General features: G+C 71.1%; 21 protein-coding genes. 12 read left to right on the top strand and 9 right to left on the bottom strand.

All coding sequences use genetic code 11. The annotated features are described in order from the left end of the window. Positions 1-86 precede the first annotated feature (86 nt). A complete protein-coding gene (locus ACIREO_RS25670) occupies positions 87-842 on the top strand; it encodes a PucR family transcriptional regulator (RefSeq protein ID WP_404114211.1) in 756 nt (251 codons plus the stop codon). A 40-nt stretch (positions 843-882) separates the two neighbouring features. On the opposite strand, the gene ACIREO_RS25665 is transcribed toward ACIREO_RS25670, so the two are convergent. From ACIREO_RS25665 to ACIREO_RS25655, 3 genes are all read right to left on the bottom strand, one after another. Beyond that, on the bottom strand, positions 883-1,998 hold the full coding sequence (locus ACIREO_RS25665) for a glycerate kinase (protein ID WP_404114209.1): 1,116 nt from the start codon (positions 1,996-1,998) through the stop codon (positions 883-885). 130 nt (positions 1,999-2,128) lie between these two features. Beyond that, positions 2,129-2,590, bottom strand: a complete 462-nt coding sequence (locus ACIREO_RS25660; RefSeq protein ID WP_404114207.1) for a VOC family protein — start codon at positions 2,588-2,590, stop codon at positions 2,129-2,131. Next, positions 2,587-3,174 carry a DinB family protein gene (locus ACIREO_RS25655; RefSeq protein ID WP_404114205.1) on the bottom strand — a complete coding sequence of 196 codons (588 nt, stop codon included), beginning with the start codon at positions 3,172-3,174 and terminating at the stop codon, positions 2,587-2,589. The genes ACIREO_RS25660 and ACIREO_RS25655 overlap by 4 nt, the downstream gene beginning before the upstream one ends. A 63-nt stretch (positions 3,175-3,237) precedes the next feature. Here ACIREO_RS25655 and ACIREO_RS25650 point away from each other — a divergent pair, with 63 nt between their 5' ends. Further along, positions 3,238-4,239, top strand: a complete 1,002-nt coding sequence (locus ACIREO_RS25650; RefSeq protein ID WP_404114203.1) for a helix-turn-helix transcriptional regulator — start codon at positions 3,238-3,240, stop codon at positions 4,237-4,239. Positions 4,240-4,258: 19 nt separating this feature from the next. On the opposite strand, the gene ACIREO_RS25645 is transcribed toward ACIREO_RS25650, so the two are convergent. Then, positions 4,259-4,576, bottom strand: a complete 318-nt coding sequence (locus ACIREO_RS25645; protein ID WP_404114201.1) for a hypothetical protein — start codon at positions 4,574-4,576, stop codon at positions 4,259-4,261. Between the two features lie 70 nt (positions 4,577-4,646). Between ACIREO_RS25645 and ACIREO_RS25640 the strand changes: the two genes are divergently transcribed. Then, positions 4,647-5,510: a LysR family transcriptional regulator gene (locus tag ACIREO_RS25640; RefSeq protein WP_404114199.1), complete on the top strand. Its 864-nt coding sequence runs from the start codon at positions 4,647-4,649 to the stop codon at positions 5,508-5,510. A gap of 232 nt (positions 5,511-5,742) precedes the next feature. After that, positions 5,743-6,948, top strand: a complete 1,206-nt coding sequence (locus ACIREO_RS25635; RefSeq protein ID WP_404114198.1) for an oxygenase MpaB family protein — start codon at positions 5,743-5,745, stop codon at positions 6,946-6,948. 70 nt (positions 6,949-7,018) lie between these two features. Here ACIREO_RS25635 and ACIREO_RS25630 read toward each other — a convergent pair whose 3' ends face one another. Further along, positions 7,019-8,182, bottom strand: coding sequence for a TetR/AcrR family transcriptional regulator (locus tag ACIREO_RS25630; protein WP_404114196.1), 1,164 nt, complete (start codon positions 8,180-8,182; stop codon positions 7,019-7,021). A gap of 101 nt (positions 8,183-8,283) precedes the next feature. Continuing rightward, positions 8,284-8,685: a (2Fe-2S) ferredoxin domain-containing protein gene (locus ACIREO_RS25625; protein ID WP_404114194.1), complete on the bottom strand. Its 402-nt coding sequence runs from the start codon at positions 8,683-8,685 to the stop codon at positions 8,284-8,286. Between the two features lie 316 nt (positions 8,686-9,001). On the opposite strand from ACIREO_RS25625, the gene ACIREO_RS25620 reads away from it, so the two are divergent. Further along, positions 9,002-9,586: a TMEM165/GDT1 family protein gene (locus ACIREO_RS25620; protein WP_404114192.1), complete on the top strand. Its 585-nt coding sequence runs from the start codon at positions 9,002-9,004 to the stop codon at positions 9,584-9,586. Positions 9,587-9,655: 69 nt separating this feature from the next. On the opposite strand, the gene ACIREO_RS25615 is transcribed toward ACIREO_RS25620, so the two are convergent. Both ACIREO_RS25615 and ACIREO_RS25610 read right to left on the bottom strand, forming a co-directional pair. Next, on the bottom strand, positions 9,656-10,174 hold the full coding sequence (locus tag ACIREO_RS25615) for a methylated-DNA--[protein]-cysteine S-methyltransferase (protein ID WP_404114190.1): 519 nt from the start codon (positions 10,172-10,174) through the stop codon (positions 9,656-9,658). Positions 10,175-10,191: 17 nt separating this feature from the next. Beyond that, positions 10,192-11,664 (bottom strand): AlkA N-terminal domain-containing protein, encoded by a 1,473-nt coding sequence (locus ACIREO_RS25610; RefSeq protein ID WP_404114188.1) that lies wholly within the window; start codon positions 11,662-11,664, stop codon positions 10,192-10,194. Positions 11,665-12,011: 347 nt separating this feature from the next. Between ACIREO_RS25610 and ACIREO_RS25605 the strand changes: the two genes are divergently transcribed. The 3 genes from ACIREO_RS25605 to ACIREO_RS25595 all read left to right on the top strand — a co-directional run bounded on the left by ACIREO_RS25605 (position 12,012) and on the right by ACIREO_RS25595 (position 15,124). Then, positions 12,012-13,238 carry a right-handed parallel beta-helix repeat-containing protein gene (locus tag ACIREO_RS25605; protein ID WP_404114186.1) on the top strand — a complete coding sequence of 409 codons (1,227 nt, stop codon included), beginning with the start codon at positions 12,012-12,014 and terminating at the stop codon, positions 13,236-13,238. Between the two features lie 228 nt (positions 13,239-13,466). Further along, the gene (locus ACIREO_RS25600) at positions 13,467-14,789 is read left to right on the top strand and encodes an ammonium transporter (RefSeq protein WP_404114184.1); all 1,323 of its coding nucleotides are present in this window, start codon (positions 13,467-13,469) and stop codon (positions 14,787-14,789) included. Next, entirely contained in the window at positions 14,786-15,124 is a 339-nt protein-coding gene (locus tag ACIREO_RS25595; RefSeq protein WP_404114183.1) for a P-II family nitrogen regulator, read from the top strand. Before ACIREO_RS25600 ends, ACIREO_RS25595 begins: the two co-directional genes overlap by 4 nt. Positions 15,125-15,249: 125 nt before the next feature. On the opposite strand, the gene ACIREO_RS25590 is transcribed toward ACIREO_RS25595, so the two are convergent. After that, positions 15,250-15,759 (bottom strand): cupin domain-containing protein, encoded by a 510-nt coding sequence (locus ACIREO_RS25590; protein WP_404114181.1) that lies wholly within the window; start codon positions 15,757-15,759, stop codon positions 15,250-15,252. A 152-nt stretch (positions 15,760-15,911) separates the two neighbouring features. Between ACIREO_RS25590 and ACIREO_RS25585 the strand changes: the two genes are divergently transcribed. The 4 genes from ACIREO_RS25585 (at position 15,912) to ACIREO_RS25570 (ending at position 20,393) form a co-directional block, all read left to right on the top strand. Then, positions 15,912-16,346: an RrF2 family transcriptional regulator gene (locus ACIREO_RS25585; protein ID WP_404114179.1), complete on the top strand. Its 435-nt coding sequence runs from the start codon at positions 15,912-15,914 to the stop codon at positions 16,344-16,346. Between the two features lie 50 nt (positions 16,347-16,396). Next, on the top strand, positions 16,397-17,272 hold the full coding sequence (locus ACIREO_RS25580) for a DsbA family protein (protein ID WP_404114561.1): 876 nt from the start codon (positions 16,397-16,399) through the stop codon (positions 17,270-17,272). Positions 17,273-17,736: 464 nt separating this feature from the next. Next, positions 17,737-19,308 (top strand): ABC transporter substrate-binding protein, encoded by a 1,572-nt coding sequence (locus ACIREO_RS25575; protein ID WP_404114177.1) that lies wholly within the window; start codon positions 17,737-17,739, stop codon positions 19,306-19,308. A 41-nt stretch (positions 19,309-19,349) separates the two neighbouring features. Then, a complete protein-coding gene (locus ACIREO_RS25570) occupies positions 19,350-20,393 on the top strand; it encodes an ABC transporter permease (protein ID WP_404114175.1) in 1,044 nt (347 codons plus the stop codon). Position 20,394: the final 1 nt, after the last annotated feature.

Here is a 20,394-nt window from a genome sequence, read left to right as displayed (position 1 = left end):
GTCTTCGAACGGCCCGGTTGTGCGGGTGCACAGAGAGAGGCGATGCGCTGTCGTCCCCGCCGTGGCCGGTGGCATCCTCACCAGCGATGAGCGGCTGGGGCGGAACGGAGAGCGAAGACATGCGGCGGCGCGGTGACGAGCGGGGCCCGGCGCTGCTCGACGCCCTGCTGGAGGGCCGTTCGGAACCGGGCCTCGCGGCAAGCGCGGCAAGCGGCCTGGGCCTGCCGGAGCGTGGCCGTTACGCGGTGGCGGTGTTCCGGGCGGGCGGGGGCGGCCCGGCGGGTGTGGCGATGGAGGCGGACGGTCTGCGGTTCGTACGGCGGAGACGGGGGGACCGCGAGACCGTCGTCGTCGCTCTGGGTGACCGGGATGCGGCGGCGCTCGCCGCGCTGCTGACGCGGTGGTGTCCGGGGCCCGGCGGAATCGGACCGGTGGCCGACGGCCTGGCGGGGCTGGGGGCCGCGCGCCGACTGGCCGAGCTGGCGCTGCTGACCTGTGCGCCGGGCGCGGTGGAGATCGTCCGGCTGGAGGAGCGGCTGCCCACGGCGCTGGTGGTGAGCCAGCCGGAGTTGTCGGCGCGGCTGGTCGCGGATGTCTTCGGCCCGCTGCTGGCGCTCGATCCGGCGGACCGGGCGCTGCTGGTGCGGACGCTCGATGCGTGGCTGGAGTGCGGGGGGTCGGCGGGGCGGGCTGCGGGGAGGCTGTACTGCCACCGCAACACCGTCCTCAACCGCTTGCGGCGGCTGGAGCGGCTGACCTCGCGGTCGCTGTCACGGCCGCGCGAACTGATCGAGATGATGCTGGCGCTGGACGCGTTCAGACTGACGGCGCCTCAGCCGTGAGGGGGTGCCGGGCGCCCCGGCACCCCCTCATGACGGTGCGTCAGGACAGGAAGTCGCGGGCGATCGCCTCGGCCGCGCGTTCCAGCAGGGGTCCGGCCTGTGCCATGCAGACGGCGGGGTCAGGTTCGAGGTCCGTCAGGGCGTAGGCCCGGCTGATGCCCGCCTTGCCCAGTGCCTCCGGCGTCAGGGCGAGACGTCCGCATACGGCGACGGTCTCCACTCCCGCGGCGCGCGCCGCGTCGGCGACTCCCGCCGGGGCCTTGCCGTGCAGGGTCTGCTCGTCGAGCGAGCCCTCGCCGGTGACGACGAGCGTGGCGCGGGCCAGCGCGGGGGCGAAGCCCAGGACGTCGAGCATGACCTCGATGCCGGGCCGGAAGCGCGCCCCCAGCGCGACCAGCGCGCCGTAACCGATGCCTCCGGCGGCGCCCGCTCCGGGGAGCCCGGCGGTCTCGGGGCCCAGTACGGACGCGTAGTGGACGAGTGCCGCGTCGAGTGCGGCGATGTCGTCCTCGGTCGCGCCCTTCTGCCGCCCGTAGACCTCGGGGGCGCCCTTCGGGCCGGTCAGCGGGTTGTCCACGTCGCTGGCGAGGATCAGGTCGACGTCCGCGAGCCGGGGGTCGAGCCCCGACAGGTCAACCTCCGCCAGTCCCGCCAGTGCGCCGCCACCGGGGCCGACCGGCTTGCCGTCGCCGTCCAGGAAGCGGGCCCCGAGCGCGGAGAGCATGCCCGCCCCGCCGTCCGTGGTGGCACTGCCGCCGACGCCGAACACGATCGTCCGGGCGCCCGCGTCGAGGGCGGCCGCCAGCAGTTCCCCGGAGCCGTAGGTGGTCGCCGTCAGCGGGGCGAACTCCCCGGCGGGCAGGTGCTGGAGGCCCGAGGCCTCGGCCATCTCCACCACGGCGGTGGCACCGCGCACCGCGTACGCCCCCGTGACCGGGTTGCCCAGCGGACCGGTCACCCGTGCCTCGCGGCGCTCGAAACCGGCGGCAACCGCCGCCGCGACCGTGCCGTCGCCGCCGTCCGCGACGGGCAGGGTCTCGACCCGTACCCCGGGCACCACGCGCCGCAGCCCGGCCGTCACCCGCTCCGCGACCTGTACGGCCGTCAGCGAGCCCTTGAACTTGTCCGCCGCCACGAGCACGTGGGGGGTCTCCATCACTGCTCCGTCCGTCACCTTGTATCCCTTTGCTTTCGAACAGGCAGTCGCGCCGCCCCGACCTTATCCGGACCACCCCTGATCTGCCCATGGCTGTCCGAAACCACCTGCCCGGCCCTGCGGCGCGCGGTCAGTCCAAGCAGAACTCGTTTCCCTCGGGGTCGGTCATCACGATGAAGCCGGCGCTCATCGGGGGAGCGGGCTCGTCGCGGCGTACCCGCGTCGCTCCCAGCGCGACCAGCCGGCCGCATTCGGCCTCCAGCGCCGCCATCCGCTCCTCCCCCTGGAGCCCGGGGGCCGCGCGGACGTCGAGGTGGACACGGTTCTTGGCGGTCTTGTCCTCCGGCACCTGCTGGAAGAACACCCGTGGGCCGTGCCCGTCCGGGTCCTCGATGGCCGATCGCGAGTTGCGCTGCTCCTCCGGTACGCCGATCCGCGCGAGGAAGCCGTCCCACGCGGCGAGGGGGTCGGCGCCCTCGGGCACGTCGACCCCGGGCGGGCCGGGGTGGACGTAACCCAGTGCATCGCGCCAGAAGGAGGACAGTGCCCTGGGGTCGTGGGCGTCGAAGGTGACCTGGATGTGGCGGCTCATCGGGTTGCTCCGTCCGTAGCGGGATTCGTGTGGAGGTGGAGGTCGCGCAGCAGGCAGACCTCCGACAGGTGGTGGATCAGCTCACGGTGGATGTGCAGCACCAGATCGGCCATGGGCGCCTCCGGGTAGGGCTCCTTCTCACCGACCGGGGCCCGGAGCCCGGCTTCACCGAGGCTCCGTACCCCGGCCAGCCAGAGGTCGAGCTGCGTCTTGAGCTGGTCGAGCGCGGTGTCCGCGCCGCCGGCGTACTCCCAGGTCTCGTACGACGCCGGCGGTGCGCCGAAGTGCGCCGCGTTCCGCGCGGCGAGCACGCCGACGATGACGTGACCGAGCCGCCAGGCGATCGTGGTGAAGGGCTCCGGTACCGGCTGCGGGAAGGCGAAGTCGATCGTGAAGTCCCCGGCGCCGGCCTGCAGGGGCGCCGTCGAGCTGCCGCGCGGCCGCACGCTCCAGGCGTCCGGCACCGGCGACCAGAAGTACTCGTCGTCGGTGAGGCCCTCGAGCCGGGCTCGCAGCTGATGGTTCCAGTGGAACTCCCACTGCTCGCACAGCGTCCGGTTCCAGGTGATTTCGTCTGCGTCCATGGGGCCCACCCTGACACCCGTGGCGGACAGGATCGGTCCGCCGTCTCCGGCAGGATGGGCCATATGGACGTGGCAGGCAGTGACGAGCGGAGTACGACGGAGCGGGTGCTCACCCTGCTCGGGCTGTTGCAGCAGCGCCATGTCTGGAGCGGCCCCGAACTCGCGGACCGGCTCGGGGTCACGCCGCGCACGGTGCGCCGCGATGTCGAGCGGCTCCGCAAGCTCGGCTATCAGGTGCACGCGGGCCTGGGTGTCGGCGGCGGCTACCGGCTCGGCCCGGGGCAGGACCTGCCGCCGCTGCTCCTCGACGACGAGGAGGCGATCGCCACCGCCGTCTCACTGCTGGCCGGCGCGGGTGGCGCGGTCGCCGGCGCCGGGGACTCCGCTCTGCGGGCGCTGACCAAGCTCGACCGGGTGCTGCCCACCCGGCTGCGGCACGAGGTGCGCGCGCTCTCCGGCTCGGTGGAGTTCTTCGACGGAGGCCGCACGTCCGTCGACCCCGGGGCCCTGATGACGCTGGCCAGAGCCTGCCGCGACGAGGTCGAGGCCGGCTTCGACTACCCCTCCGGAAGCGGCGAGGTGCGACGGCGCCGGGTCGAGCCCTACCGGCTGGTCGCCTCCGACCGGCGCTGGTACCTCCTCGCCTACGACCTCGACCGTGACGACTGGCGCAGCTTCCGCGTCGACCGGATGACCGAGGTGTCCGCGCGGACCTGGCGCTTCGGCCCGCGCACGGCGCCCGACGCGGCGACGTACGTGCAGGAGGGTGTGACGAGCCGGGTGTACGCACATCAGGCGCGCTTCCTCGTGCACGCGCCGGCCGGCACGGTGCGCGCGCAGATCCCGGCGTCGGCGGCCGTCGTACGACCACGGGAGAACGAAAGCTGCGAGGTCCTGTGCGGCGCCGAGAACCTCGACTTCGTGCTGATGCAGGTGCTCCTGCTCGGACACGACTTCGAGGTCCTCGACCCTCCGGAGCTCAGGAGACGCTGCCGCGCGCTCGCGGAGAGACTGCTTTCGGCCGGCGCGCCGGACTCACCGGCGCCGGAGACGGAGCAGTCCTGAGCCACAGCCCCGCACGCGGTCAGACGAGCGGTTCGTGATTCACCCAGACGACCTTGTACGGGAATTGGGCCTGCCAGCGCTGGATGAGTGCCTCGGCTCCGGGAGCCGTGAACGAGGCGTTGAGCGCGTCGAGGTCGGCGAAGCCGAACTGCACGACAGCCGTGGCGGCGAACACCGGGCTGTGGTCGTCGGCGGGAACGCGGATGTGGCGCCTGGCGGCGTAGGTCCGGATCGTCCCGGAGTCCCGCATCAGTTTTTCGATGTCTTTGAGGAACTGGTCGAGGTCGGCGTCCGGGACGGGATCGGTGAACGAGACAATCATCGTGTGGTGAATCATGCGTCCATCGAACCCTCCCCCTGCCGGTGAAGTCCAAGACCTGTTCGTTCTTCGGCGATAACCTGTAGGCATGGTTGACCTGGAGACGCGGGAGCTCGAGTACTTCGTTGCCGTCGCCGAGGAGCTGCACTTCGGCCGTGCCGCTCAGCGCCTGTCGATCGCCCAGCCGGCACTGTCGAAGGCGATCCGGCGCGTCGAGGCGCGCCTCGGCGTCCAGTTGCTCCTGCGCTCGAGCCGGCACGTCTCGCTCACGCCCGCGGGGGACGCCTTGCTGCACCACGGCCGACACGCGCTCAACGCGGTCGCCGCCGCGGCCCGGAACGCACGCCGGGCCGGTGACACCCAGGACCACCTACGGCTGGTGATCAAGCCCGGCGGCGATGCCAACCTGCTGTCCGGCATTCTCGCCCGGTACTCCCTTCAGCCCGATGCGCGCCAGGTGGACATCCTGTTCGGAGGTGCCACCGACCGTGTCGACCATCTGCGCGACGGCCGGGCCGACGTGGCGCTGCTGTACGCGCCCTTCGACGACCTCAGCGGTCTGGCGCACGAGACGCTGCACGTCGAGGGCCGCGTCGCGATCCTGCCCGCCGGCCATCGGCTGGCCTCGCGCACCGAGTTGCGGATGGCCGACCTCGAACACGAGACACGGCCGCGCTGGAAGGGCGTGCCCGGCGAGGGGACGGGGCCCGAGATCGAGGATGTGCCGCAGATGGTCCACATGGTCGCCGCCGGGCGGACGATCGCCGTGCTTCCACGCTCCCTCGTCGATCCCGTACCCCCGGGACTGACATGCGTACCGGTGACGGACGCGCCGCCCAACCGTCTGGTCATCGCCTGGTCACCGCTCAACCGCCGTTCGCTCGTCACCTCGTTCGTCGAGGCGGCGGTCGCGGCGGGCAGGGCGCAGCCGGGCAGGGGCCTGGACGGCTGACGCTGCGGCGGGCGAGGCCCGGGTAACGGCCCTCCGGCGCGCCCGGGCGGATTTCTGCGCTGCACCCGATCGGGTGCAGCGCCTCTGTCATGACCATTGCCGCCAGTAGCGCGCCTCGCTATGTTAATTGAGAATCACATGGTTCAGCATGATCCGAAACGTGGTGGGACCGCAACCGGCAAGCCTGAGGGGCGCATGGCGCCACCTGACTGACAGGGAAGTAGGTAAGTAAATGCCAAATCTCGACAGGAGAAGGATCCTGTCCCTTGGCGTCGCGCTCGGCCTGGTAGGCGTGGCGGACCCCACCAAGGCATGGGCCTGGGCGTCGGCGGACTCGGTGGCCGGAACCGGGGCGGGCGTCGATCCGGAGTACATCTGGGACAGCGCGACGGATCCTCTGATGGTCTCGCTTCTCGAGAACGGGCAGGTTCCGGCGGTCAACACCGCGATGTCCGGGTGGGTGAACAACGGCGACGAGCTGCCCGGCGGTCTGCCGGCCGAACTCGCCGCACATCTGCTGACGGTCAACAAGCTGCCCTCCTGGGCCGACCCCGCCAAGCTGGCCCGCGCAGCCGACTTCAACCGGCGCAAGGACACCTACCTGTTCATGCTGTACGGCCTCGGCAGCGGGATCATGAGCACCGTGATCCCCCGGGAGGCCAGAAGCGTCTACTGGTCCGTGGGCGGCGCCGACATGAAGGACCGCGCGGCCAAGACGTTCACGTTCGGCTACGACCTGTCCCAGCTGGACGCCTTCAAGCCGACGGGGCAGTTCGTCGTCACCGCCAACAAGACCCGGCTGGTGCACGGAGCGGTGCGTCATCTGCTGCCGCAGTCGCCGCACTGGAAGGACGGCGCCGACCAGACCATCCCGATCAGCGTCGCCGACATCCTGGTCACCTTCCACAGTCTGGGAACGTTCGTACACAGGAAGATGCGCGACTGGAAGATCCCGATGTCGGCCGCGGACGAGGATGCGTTCCTGCATTCGTGGCAGGTCGCCATCCACCTGCTCGGGGTGCCGACCGAGTACATCCCGAAGACCTGGGCGGCCGCGGAGGCGCAGTCGGCGCAGGTGCTCACCCCGATCCTCGCCCCGACACCGGAGGGCCTCGACCTGGCCGAGGTACTGCTCGGTCTGACCGCGGAGATCGATCTCGGTGTCACCCGCGGCTTCCTGAACGAGTTCGTGCGCTACACCCTCAGCAACGAGGTCGGTGACTGGCTGGGACTGAAACGCGACTACGCGGCAGCGGCCCTGGTCCGCACCGCGTGGCCGGCCTTCATCCTGTTCCGTGAGGGGCTGTCACCCGTCATGCCCGGCGCCTTCTACATGCTCGACCAGTTCATACGCGCGCTGGCCATGCTGTTCCTCAACAAGGGCGAGTCCGGGACCACCACCCCGATCACGATCCCGACGGGGAACCGGCCCGGCTGAGCCGCCGGCCCGGACCCGACCGTGCCCGCTCCTCCGGCCGACTGCCGGAGGAGCGGGCGCCGGGGCGGGTTCAAAGGCCCAGGGCACCCACGATCAGAGCGGTCACGGCGGCACGGTGCTCAAGGCTGTCCTGCCATCGCAGTCCACGTCCGGCCTCGACCGCCACACCGAACCCCGCGTGCACCAGCATCCGGGCCCGGCGCGGGTCCAGCTCCGGACGGGCCAGCCGCAGCTGCTGTTCCCAGACGGCGATGTGATCACGCTGCGCGAGGACCAGGGACCGCCGCAGGTCGGCAGGCAGGCCTGCGAGTTCGGCTTCGGCAACGCTGTTGAGGGCGGTGTACTCGAAGCTGTAGGCGACGTACCTCTCCGCCAGCGCGACGACGGCGGCGCGCGGGCCGGCCACTCCGTGAAGACTCTGGTCCACCCCCCGGGCCAGAAGTCCCGCCGCCTGAAGGCACGCCGCCGCCAGGATGTCGACCTTGCCGGGGTAGTGGCGGTAGAGCGCGGACGGGGCCAGTCCCACCGCCTCCGCGATCTGTCCGTTCGTGACGCTGGCGAACCCGTCCCGGGCGAACAGCGGGATGGCGGCCGCGAGGATCTCCGCGCGCCGCGTGCGCGGCACCGGCTGGGCGGGCAGCTCGACGGGGCGGGCGCTGCTCCGGGGCACCGCGGGGTCGGTCGCCGCCACGCGCAGCGCGGCTGCCGACAGCAACTCCTCGGTACGGCGTTGGGCGATCGTGGTGTGGTGCATCGTGACGGACCCGATCGCCCCGAGGGCGGCCATGGCCCGCAGGCGCTCGTCGGGGAGTGCGTACTCGCGCTGCACCGCCTCGTCGACCCGCCCGACGACGTGCCGGAACTTCGTTCTGAGATTCCGGCGGTCCTCGTGGTTGAGGTACCGGGCCTCCCACCGGTACACGCCGCCCGACGCCCGGTGGACGACGGTGACCCGGGTGACGGCGGTGAGCACATCCGTCAGGGCCGCCCCGGGCGGCACCTCGTCGACCGCGGCGACGAGCCGGTCGGCCATGACGTCGGCGCACTCGGCGAACAACGCGTACTTGTTGGGGAAGTGCCGGTACAGAGCCGCGGCGGTGATACCCACGCCGGCGGCGATCTTCTCCATGGACGCCGTGTGATAGCCGTGCTCGCTGAAGACCCGGCCCGCCGCCTCGACGATGAGCTGCTTGCGGTTGCGGGGCCGGGTGGCCGCGGTCGGATCGGCGGTCACGGCCGAACAGGCGGATGCGGAGACGGGGCCATGCGGATCAGTCAACCACACGCCGTTCGGGGGCCTCCGGCTCCCTCGGCGCGGGCCGCACGGAACCGTTCTCAGCCCTCCAGCCCCGCCCGGATCCGGCGGGACGGACTGAAAGCGTAGAGGTCCAGGATCTCCGGCGCGTCCGCGAGGCCGGGCCCGCCCTCCCCCGCCCAGGCGGCGATGTCGGCCACGGCGTGCGGATCGTTGACCAGCCCCAGCCAGACGGGGCGGCCCCCCGCACGGCGGCCCTCGGCGGAGGGCTGTACGACGATGACGTTGCCCTGCTCGCAGGCGTCCAGGCACTCCACCGCGCGCACGGTCGCAGCGCCGTCGAGGGCCTGCCGCAGCTGCGCGAGCTGCCCCGCGTGGTCCACGCCCGGGATCTTCGGGGTACCGCAGCAGCAGCCCCGGCAGACGCTCACCGTGGGCCGGGAGGAACCGGGCCCGGGGCCCTTGTGCGGTCGGCGGCTCATGCGGGGGCCCTCCCGGTGGCGTCGCGGCTGATCACCGTAGGACTGTACCGAGCCGCTCCCCCGCAGGTCCGGTGAGGTATCGTTGACGGCTGCGAAGGGGAGTAGCCCTGCAAACCGGTCGTCGACACACTGGAACCCCCGGGTTCCCGGTGGCCGGGTCCGTAGATCCTTACGGACGGGCGAGACCTTCGGTCAGGTATGACACGCCCGCGCCCTGCGGGCGTTGCCGTCATGCCGGGCCGAGTGGTCCTCCGAAAGCCCGAGCGGCGCTTCGCGGAAGTCCCAGGGGCCCGGTTCTCACAGAAGGCCACCCGGAATGAATCTCGACCCTCTGGCGATCCTCACCGCCTTCGGGCTGATCTTCCTCGCGGAGCTCCCCGACAAGACGATGTTCGCCTCGCTGGCCATGGGCACACGCATGCGCCCGCTCTATGTCTGGTTCGGCACGTCGTCCGCGTTCATCGTGCACGTGGCCATCGCGGTCGGGGCGGGCGGACTGATCGGCCTGCTGCCCGACTGGGTCGTGAAGGTGGTCTCGGCCGCCCTCTTCGCCTTCGGCGCGTTCATGCTGCTGCGCAGTGGCGGAGGTGACGACGACGAGGACGAGGAGATCAGGACCGTCACCGGCTTCTGGCCGGTCTACTCGACCGCCTTCATGGCGGTGTTCATCAGCGAGTGGGGCGACCTGACCCAGATCACCACCGCCAACCTGGCCGCGAGCAACGGCACCTGGTCCACGGCCGTCGGGGCCGCCATCGCCCTGATGTCGGTGTCCGCGCTGGCGCTGCTGGCCGGTCGGTTCATCGCCAAGCGGGTGCCGCTGAAGACGGTGCAGCGCATCGGCGGTCTGTGCATGCTCGGCCTGGCGGTCTGGTCCGTCGTCGAGATCTTCACGGGCTGAGCCGGTCCCGGAAGGCCAGGCAGCCGGGCGATCGGGCAGCCGGGCGGAACCGCTCGCCCCGGCCCCCGGTCAGAACAGGGCCGGCACCTCGCCCTCCTTTCCCCGCTCGAAGCTGAGCAGCCGCTGCTTGCGGTCCAGCCCGCCGCCGTACCCCGTCAGGCTCCCCGAGACTCCGATGACGCGGTGGCAGGGAACGATGATCCCGACCGGGTTCTTGCCGTTGGCGAGACCCACGGCGCGGGAGGCGCCCGGCTTGCCGAGACGGTCGGCCAGCTCCCCGTAGGAGCGGGTCTCGCCGTACGGGATGCGTACGAGCTCGGCCCACACTCCGCGCTGGAAGTCGGTGCCGTGCAGACGCAACGGGAGGTCGAACTCCTTCAGTTCGCCCGCGAAGTAGGCGTCCAGCTGACGGGCGGTCTCGCCGAAGGGCCGCGGATCGGGTTCGCCGAAGGTCTCCTCGGGCGGACGGTGCCGCTGCCCGGTCATGTAGAGACCGGAGAGCACACCGCCGGTCGCGACCAGGGTGAGCGCCCCGTACGGGCTGTCGATGACCGTGTGCTGCCTGGTCACCGTGGGTGTGGTGGTCATGGTTCGTCCTCACGCCCTCAGACGGGCAGGCGGTTGATGGGGTGGTCGTCGACGGTCCACAGATACTGCACGGCGTACGCGCGCCAGGGGCGCCACCGCGCGGCGCGTGCGGTGAGGGCCGTGGGGGTCGCCGGGAGGCCGAGCTGTCCGGCCGCTCTGCGGATCCCGAGATCGGTGGGGAGGAAGGCATCCGGGTCCCCGAGGGCCCGCATGGCGATGGCCTCGACCGTCCAGGGGCCGAAGCCGGGCAGCGCGGCCAGTTCCGCGCGGGCCCTCTCCCAGTCGGTCCCCTCCCCCAGGCTCAGGGACCCGTCGGCGAGGGCGGCCACGAGGGTGGTGAGCGTGGTGCGGCGGCTGCGCGGCAGGGCGAGCGCCTCGGGATCGAGCCCGGCCAGAGCGCCGGACGTCGGGAAGAGATGGGTCAGGCCGCCTTCGGGGTCCTCCACCGGCACCCCGTGGGCACGGACCAGACGGGCCGCGTGGGTGCGGGCGGCGGCTGTGGAGACCTGCTGGCCGAGCACCGCGCGTACGGCGAACTCCCCGGCGTCGACCGTACGCGGCACCCGGCGCCCCGGGGCGGCGTCGACCAGCGGGGCGAGCAGCGGATCGGAGCGCAGCTGGTCGTCCACCGCGACGGGGTCGGCGTCCAGGTCGAGCAGTCTGCGGCAGCGGCTGATGGCCTGGGTGAGGTCGCGCGGGTCGGTGAGGGAGAGCCGGCAGTCGATGTGACCCGGCTGCGGGGTCAGCGCCACGATGCCGTGTCCGTGCGGGAGGGTGAGCGTGCGGCGGTAGGCGCCGTCGCGCCATTCCTCGACGCCGGGGACGGCGGTGACGGCGAGGTGCCCGAAGAGATTGCTCGGATTGAGCGGTGCGCGGTACGGGAGCCGGAGGGCGATGACGCCCGGCGCCCCGGAGTGCCGGGTACCGCGTTCCGCCCGGGCACGCAGTTCACCCGGGGCGAGGGCGAAGACCTCCCGCACGGTGTCGTTGAACGTACGGATCGATGAGAACCCGGCCGCGAACGCGACCTCGGCCATGGGGAGTCCGGTCGTCTCGATGAGCACCCGGGCGGTCTGGGCGCGCTGGGATCTGGCCAGCGCGAGCGGTCCCGCGCCGAGCTCGGCCAGGAGCTGCCGCTCGACCTGCCGGGCGGAGTAGCCGAGCCGGGCGGCGAGTCCCGGCACGCCCTCCCGGTCGACGACGCCGTCCTGGATGAGGCGCATGGCCCGGGCGACGGAGTCGGCGCGGGCGTTCCACTCCGGGGAGCCGGGGCTGGTGTCGGGCCGGCACCGCTTGCAGGCCCGGAATCCGGCCTGCTGACACGCGGCGGCGCTGGGGTAGAAGGTCATGTTCCGGACCTTGGGCGCCACGACCGGACAGCTGGGCCGGCAGTAGATCCGGGTGGTCAGGACGGCGGTGAAGAACCAGCCGTCGAAGCGGGCGTCCTTCGACTGTACGGCCCGCACGCAGCGCTCGGTGTCGGTGTGCATGGTCCAAGCATCGGGCACGGAGGGGCCGGACGGCTGGCGGAAATCCGACATCGACCTCAGGCGGCAGGTCGAGCCGAGAACCGACCCGGATTCACGGCCGCCGACGGTCCCGCCATCACTCGTACGTTCAGGTCACTGAACTTCAATCACGTACAGATGCATTGACGTGGTCACGACACGCACTTACGGTCCTAGAAAGCGCTTGCCCCCCACCCAGTGTGGCATCGGCGGCATGATCGGTTCAGGTACTCGGACAGATCACGTTGTCGCACCCCTAGCCGGAGTTTTCGGTTCCGCCGTTCTGACGCCCGCTGGCCAGACGAACCAACCCGACCTGGAGACGATCGATGCAGAAGAAGAAGTCCGTCATCGCGTGTATCAGCCTGCTCGCCGGATCGGCCCTCGCACTGTCCGGCACCATGGCGCAGGCCACGTCCGCCTCCCATGCCTCCGGCACGGCAGCGGTCAGCTCCCCGGCCACGATCGCCGCCGACGCCCTGTACGTGGCGCCGGAAGGCGGCGACGACGCGGCAGGCACGGAGTCGGACCCGACGACGCTCTCCTCGGCGATCAGCCGCGTCACCTCCGGCGGGACGATCTACCTGCGTGGCGGAACGTACGACTACTCCGAGACGGTCACCATCCCGCCGGGCAACGACGGCACCTCCAGTGCCCGCACGACGCTCGCCGCCTACCCGGACGAGACCCCGGTCCTGAACTTCTCTGCCATGAGCGAGGAGACGACGAACCGGGGGCTCGCCGTGAACGGCGCGTACTGGCACATCGACGGCATCATCGTCGAGCACGCCGGCGACAACGGGATCTTCGTCGGCGGGAGCGACAACGTCATCGAACACGTCGTGACGCGCTTCAACCACGACTCCGGCCTCCAGATCTCGCGGATCGCCTCCGACACCCCGGACGACGAGTGGCCGGCCAACAACCTCATCCTGAGCTCGGAGTCGCACGACAACGCCGACTCCGACGGCGAGGACGCCGACGGCTTCGCGTCGAAGCTCACCTCGGGCCCCGGCAACGTCTTCCGCTACACCGTGTCCCACAACAACATCGACGACGGCTGGGACCTCTACACCAAGTCGGAGACCGGTCCGATCGGCCCGGTGACCATCGAGGACTCCCTGGCCTACGACAACGGAACCCTGTCCGACGGGACAGTGAACTCCGACGGCGACCGCAACGGCTACAAGCTCGGCGGCGACGACATCGAGGTCGACCACATCGTCCGGCGAAACATCGCCTACGACAACGGCCACCACGGATTCACCTACAACAGCAACCCCGGCTCGATGACGGTGTCGGACAACGTCAGCATCGACAACGCCGAGCGCAACTTCTCCTTCGACAAGGGCACTTCGGTGTTCCGCGACAACGTCTCCTGCCGCAGCGACGACGGCTCCAACGACAAGACGGTGGGCGACGCGGACAGCTCCAACCAGTTCTGGACCGGCACGAACGGTGCGGCCTGCTCCGCGTACGCCGGTGCGATGGACTGGTCGTTCGCCTCGGACGGCTCCCTCGTCGTGACCTTCGGCGGCAACAAGGTGGCGCCGTAACCGCTCGGGCCCCAACCACCTGAACCGTAACCACCGGAGCCACACCCGCCGGCTCCTCCGCCGGCCCGCCCGCCTGATCCGGGCGGGCCGGCGGAGGCCGGTCCCGGTGAGGTTTCGGTCACCTTGACGCAACGAAACATCCCGGAAACTCCACCGCGCCCTCCGTGAAACGCACGCCCGCGACTCTCTCCTGGCCGGACCCCACGCCGCCCCGAGGAGGGACCCCTCTTGACCCCCGTGACCCTGGCCTCGGCAGGCCTCGACACCGGCGACACCGCCTGGCTCCTCGCCGCCACCGCACTCGTCCTGCTGATGACGCCGGGCCTGGCACTGTTCTACGGCGGCATGGTCCGCACGAAGAGCGTCCTCAACATGCTGATGATGAGCTTCGTGTCGATCGCCCTGGTCACGGTCGTGTGGCTGCTCGCGGGCTATTCGCTGGCCTTCGGCGACGACACGTTCGCCGGGCTCGTCGGCGGCCTCGACCAGGTGGGCATGGTCGGCATCGGCCCCGACGACCTCACCGGCAGCGTCCCCACCCTGCTGTTCACCACGTTCCAGCTGACGTTCGCGATCCTCACGGCGGCACTGGTCAGCGGTGCGATCGCGGACCGTATGAAGTTCGGGGCGTGGCTGGCCTTCGTACCTCTGTGGACCCTCCTCGTATACGTTCCCGTCGCCCACTGGGTATGGGGGCCCGGCGGGTGGATCAAGGACTCGCTGGGCGCCCTTGACTTCGCCGGCGGTCTCGTCGTGGAGATCACCTGCGGAGCTTCGGGTCTGGCCCTCGCCCTGGTGATCGGGCCGCGCATCGGCTTCAAGAAGGACGCGATGCGGCCGCACAACCTGCCGATGGTGATGCTCGGCGCGGGCCTGCTCTGGTTCGGCTGGCTCGGGTTCAACGGCGGTTCGGCGCTCGGCGCCAACGGTCTGGCCGCGGCCTCGGTCCTCAACACCCTGGTCGCCGGCTGCACCGGCCTGCTCGGCTGGCTCTTCGTCGAGCAGCGGCGCGACGGCCACCCCACCACGTTCGGCGCGGCCTCCGGTGTGGTCGCCGGTCTGGTCGCGATCACACCCGCCTGCGGGACCGTCGGCGTCCTCGGCGCGGCCGTCGTCGGTCTCGCGGCCGGAGTCGTCTGCTCGTACGCCGTCGCGTGGAAGTTCCGGTTCGACTACGACGACTCCCTGGACGTCGTCGGCGTGCACTTCGTGGGAGGTGTCGTCGGCACGCTGCTCATCGGGCTGTTCGCGACGGCCACGATGACCGGCGGCGCGGAGGGGCTCCTCTACGGCGGCGGAGCGGGCCAGCTCACCCGGCAGGCCGTCGCCGTGGTCGCCGTGGCCGCGTACACCTTCCTGGTGACGTACGGGATCGGCAAGGGGATCGACCGCCTGATGGGTGTGCGGGCCTCCGAGGAGGAGGAACTCACGGGCCTCGACCAGACAGTGCACGCGGAGAGCGCCTACGATCACGGCGGCCTGGGTCATGCCGCCGCACAGACCCCGGGCCACTCCGCACTTCTTTCCCAGGACAGGAGCACCGCCCCATGAAGCTCGTCACCGCCGTCGTGAAGCCGCACCGCCTCGACGAGGTGAAGACCGCTCTGAGGGACCTCGGTGTGAACGGGATGACGGTCACCGAGGCCAGCGGATACGGGCGCCAGCACGGCCACACCGAGGTCTACCGGGGCGCCGAGTACCGGGTGGACCTGGTCCCCAAGATCCGTATAGAGGTCCTCGTGGAGGACGCGGACGCGGAGCCGGTGATCGACGCGGTGGTCCGCGCCGCCCGCACCGGCAAGATCGGCGACGGCAAGGTCTGGGCTCTGCACGTGGAGACCGCCGTGCGGGTCCGCACGGGCGAGCGTGGTCCGGACGCCATCTGAGGACCGTGCCCCGGGGCCCTCCTCCGACGACGAAAAACCTGGGCCGTCCAAGGCCGTTCCGCGGGCCCGGCCACGCGCGGGCGTGGCCGCGCCGGTTGCCCGGACGCACTTGACCAGGGCAGGTGTCAGGTTGTCGCGTCCGGGTCCAAAACGTACAGGCGCGGCAGGTTGACCACGATCGCCTCCTGGGTGCTGCGGGCGATGACGACCACGGCCTCCTCGGTGGGGTCCGGGTTCTCCTCGCGGTGCGGCACGAACGGCGGGACGAAGATGTAGTCGCCGGGTGAGGCGCGCAGCCGCACCTCCTCCGGCTCCTCCCCCGAGTCGTCCAGGAAGACGAACTCCGGATGCCCGCTGACCACATGGATGGCGGTCTCGGACTCGCCGTGGTGGTGGTCGGAGGACGAGGTCGAGGGTGCCACGTGGGTCTGGCCCATCCACAGCTTCTCGGAACCCACGGTCCTGCCGCTGACGGCGCTGAATCTGCGCATGCCGCCGGTCTGCGCCGTGTCACCGTCCAGCGCGTCCGCGCGTATGTGGTGAAGACGGGTGCGCAGGGGCGCCGCCGGGCGGCCCGGGGCTTCGTGGAGGTGAGGGTGGAACCCTTCTCCGGGGGTCGTCAACGGCTCGCTCATGGCAGGGACGTTAGGGCTGTGGCGAAAAGGATGTCAAGAGGTGTCCTTTCCCCTTCACCTGCGGCAATGTTCCCGCAATGTCGGCCTGGGCACGGGAGCGGATCCGCCGGAAGAGCTTCGCCCGCGGCCCACCGCCGGGGCATGATGTGGGCATGCATATCTCCGCGAAGGCGGACTACGCCACGCGTGCCCTTCTGGAGCTCGCGAGTGATCCCGGCCGTCCGCTCTCCTGTGAAGCCATCGCCTCCTCGCAGGAGATCCCGTTCAGATTCCTGAAGTCCGTGGTGGGCGAACTGCGCAGGGCTGGCCTGGTGCGCAGCCAGCGTGGCTGCGAGGGCGGCTACTGGCTCGGCAGGCCCGCCGAGGACATCGCCCTGCTGGATGTCGTACGTGCCGTCGACGGCGAGCTGATCACCCTGCGGGGCGAGCCGCTGAGCGGGCTCGACTACCCCGGCCCCGCGGCGGGTCTGCCCGGGGTGTGGAGGCGGGTCGAGTCGGACGCCGCGGCCGTTCTCGGCGGGCTGACCCTGGCAGCGCTGCTGCCCGCCCGCGCACGCGAACAGCCGTCCGCGATCGGTGCCGCGTGACCGGCGGACCGGCTGCGCCACCGGTGGAGGTGGTGGAGTACACCGACCCGATGTGCCCCTGGGCCTGGGGCTCGGAGCCCGCCTTCCGCAGGCTGCGGACCGCGCTGGCGGGCCGGGTCCGCTGGCGGCGGGCGTACGCCGTCCTCTTCGACGACGAGGACGACCCGGCGCCCGATCCCGCTGCGGAGACCGCGTACTACGCCGGCTACATCGAGAGGATCAGCGCGCACACCGGTGCGCCGCGGGCGGCCCGGCTGAGCCGGGTGGCCGCGAGCTCCTGGCCCTCGTCACTGGTGGCCGGCGCCGCCGAACTCCAGGGCGCCGACGTGGCCGAACAGGTCCTGCGCCGGCTGCGGGAGACCGTCTTCGTCCTGGGCGAACCGGCGGACACCCTGGAGGCCGCGGTGGCCGCCGCGCACGGCGTCCCCGGCCTGGACCCGGACCGGCTGAGGTCCGACGCCGCCTCGTCCGGCGTGCTGGAGCGGGTGCGCGCCGACCGCGCGGAGGCACGGCGGCCGGTCCCCGAAGTCCTGTCCGTGGAAGGCGGATCGGCGCATCCCGGCACGGCCAAGGAGACCCTCGACGGCGGGTACCGCTACGCGCTCCCGACACTCCTGCTGCGTGCCCCGTCGGGGTATCGCGCGGTCCCCGGCCTGCGGCCGTACGAGACGTACGCGGCGGCCGTCGAGGAGCTCTCCCCGGGGCTCCTGGACGGGGCCACACCGCTCTCCCCCTCGGAGGCGCTGGAGCTCCACAGGAGCCTGACCGAACCCGAGCGCCACCTGCTTGCAGAGGGTGCGTGGCCCCCGCCCGGAGCAGTCCCCCTGGGCACCGGGAACGGGTCGCTGTGGCTGCATCCTGACGAGGCGTCAACGCAACCCGGTGTCACCTGGAATTCCTCCCGCACCGCCCTGAGCTGCGACTGAGCCCCGTCCCGCTGAATGAGACACCAATGGGTGTCCATTGACAGGCGAGGACGGCTGCCGCCAGGATGAGCCCATGCTCACGACGCACCCCGGTGTGGTGTGCCGCTACGTGGACCTGCGGCGCACCTCCAGCGCACTCTGTCGCTGACCGCTCGCCACCCCCGCTCCACAGGCGCTGCCTGACCTCCCTCGGCAGCACCGGCAGTCCGCCGGTCCGCTGATTCCCGCCTGTGCCCCGCGTCGGCTCTCCGCTCTCCGTCGCTCCCTTCCGTCGTATCCCCGTACGGGTCCGTGAGCTCCTCGACGCCCCCGTCCGGACCCGCTCCTGCCCTGCTGTGCGCCGACGCCTCGGCGACGCATGCCCTCGGACGCGGCGACGGTTCCGTGCGAGTGCCGCGCCTCCCTTCGCGCTCCCCCGCTTCCTCCTGCCCTGCTCCGGGCCGGGACTCATCAGAGAGAACACGATGCCCGCACGACTCACGATCCGACGCCGACCGGACGCCCGGCCGGCCCGACAGGCGGGCGGCCTGAGGGTCGCTGCCCTCACAACCGCCTTCATCGCCCTGCTCGCACCGGCTCTGAGCGCTTGCGGCGGCAGCGCCTCCTCGTCGGCCGGCGGCGCCACCCTGAAATGGGCCTCCTCCTACTTCCCGAACCACTGGGACCCGGTGGTGGGCGGAAGCGGCGCACAGTTCCGCGAACTCGCGCTCGTGTACGCCTCGTTGACGCGGACCGACGAGGAGGGCAAGGCCGTCCCGGACCTCGCCGAGAGCTGGGAGTACAACGAGAAGGGTGACCGGATCACGTTCCACGTGCGCCCCGGGCTGAAGTTCAGCGACGGCTCGACGGTCGACGGCGCCGCCGTGAAGGCCGCGATCGAGCGGGCGCAGAAGCAGAAGAACTCCGCGCTCTTCGGCGACCTGACGTCGATCGGCTCGGTGAAGGCCGACGGGCTGGTCGCCACGCTCGAACTCACCCAGGTCGACTACCAGATACCGCAGTTGCTCGGGGAGCGCGTCCTCCAGATCGCGAGCCCGAAGGCGGCCGCGAACCCCACGAAGCTCGACCGGAGCCCCATCGGCGCCGGCCCCTTCGTCGTCGACCAGCTGATCCCGGGCACCAAAGCGGTCCTGCGGAAGAACCCCGACTACTGGGACGCGAAGAACATCCACATCGACAACGTCGAGCTGGTATCCGCGCCCGATGCCTCCACCGTCGTGTCGGGATTCCAGACCGGTGTCTACAACTTCGCCGACCTCGACCCGAGCCAGGCCTCCGCCGCCGACAAGGCGGGCCTGGACGTGTTCTCACAGTCCGGCTTCAACGCCTCCAACATCAGCCTGAACGTCAACAAGGCGCCGTTCGACGACGACAGGGTGGTCGATGCGCTCCGTTACGCGGTCAACCGCAAGGAGTTCGTCGACAAGCTGACGTTCGGTCATGGCGAGGCCACCGACCAGCCCTTCCCCAAGGGTTACGAGGCGTACGACACCAAGTCCGAGGACGCCTACCCCTACGACCCCGCGAAGTCGAGGAAGCTCCTCGCCGAGGCGGGCCACCGGCCGGGCGACATCAAGCTGAACCTGGTCATCCCGGCGGAGGACCCGCAGGCCGAGATCGTCCAGTCCCAGCTCGCGGCCGTGGGGATCAAGGTCACCATCAAGATCGACAAGAACTGGGCCACCCCGTTCTTCGCCAAGGACCTGGCCTTCTCCCTGTACTCGACGACCGGCCGCGACTCCGCGGTGCAGACGCTCACCGCCCACTTCGGCCCGGACGGCCCGCTGAACCTGAGCACTCCGTACGAGCCGGACGGCTTCAAGGAGGCCGTCGCCAAGGTCCGCCGGACACCTCTGGACGCTCCCGACTACGAGCAGGTGCTCCAGGCCGCGACGCGTGCGGGCCTGGAGAGTAACGCCCTGATCTTCACCTTCTCCTCGCCCAACCTCTTCGCCAAGAGCAGGACGCTCTCCGATCTGCCGAAGAACCCCGCCCACATCGACTGGACCGGCGTGAAGATCGCCGGCGGCTCCTGACCACCCATCCGCTCCATCCACTGCAGAGAGGAGGCAGACCCATGACGACGACCACGCCAGAGGCGACTCCTGAGCACGTCGCTCCCGAGCGCCGCCGCCGGGTCGCCGCGGCCAGGGCGCGGCATGCGGCAGGGCGGGTGGCGGCCGCCCTCGGCCGGTCGGTCGCGATCTTCGTACCGGTGTTCCTGGTCGCGACCTTCGTGACGTTCGCGCTGCGGTCCATGAGCGGACTCAGCCCGGCGCGCATCCAGCTGGGCGAGGAGGCCACCCCCGAGGCGATCCAGCGCATCGAGGCCGAGTGGGGACTCGACAAGCCCTTCCTGTCCCAGTACTGGGACTGGTTCACCGGTGTACTGCACGGACAGCTCGGTACCAGCTGGGTCAACGGGGCCGACATCTCCACGCTGATCGGCCTCGGGCTGGGGGTGAGTCTCTCGGTCGCGGTCTTCGCGCTGATCATCGGTGTGCTCGTCGGCTTCGTCCTCGGCACGGTGGCCGCGATCCGGCGCACCACCGTCGTCGACCGTGCGATCACCGCGTTCGTCACCGTGATCTCGGTGATGCCGGCCTTCGTCGTGGGCATCGTGCTGGTGGCGGTCCTCGCGGTGGGGTTCGGTCTGTTCCCCTCGGCCGGCTACATCCCGGCCGAGCAGGGTGTCGGCCCGTGGCTCGCCCACATCACGCTCCCCGCGCTCGCACTGAGCTTCGACGTCATCGCCGACGTCGCCCGCCAGCTGCGGTCCAGCCTCGTCTCCGCCTACGGCGAGAACTACGTGACGGGCGCGGTGGTCCGGGGCCTGAGCCCGCGGCGGATCTTCTTCGCACACGTCCTGCGCAACGGCCTCGGTCCCGCCCTGGCCACGATGGGACAGAAGTTCCCGGCCCTGGTCGGCGCATCCGTCGTCACGGAGTGGATCTTCGGCCTCCAGGGCTTCGGCCGGTTCGCCAACGACTCGGCCCAGGCCGGTGACGTGCCCGCGGTGCAGGGCGTGCTCGTGGTGTCGATCGTGCTGGTCGTCTCCTTCAACCTGATCATCAACCTGGTGCTGGCGCGTGTGATGCCGGCATCCCAGCGGGGGGTATGAC

Origin of the sequence: Streptomyces sp. NPDC102441 (genome assembly GCF_044765585.1) — a bacterium.
Taxonomy (GTDB): Bacteria; Actinomycetota; Actinomycetes; order Streptomycetales; family Streptomycetaceae; genus Streptomyces.
Note: the sequence above shows the minus strand (reverse complement) of the source record. Positions and strands in the feature narration are given on the sequence as shown.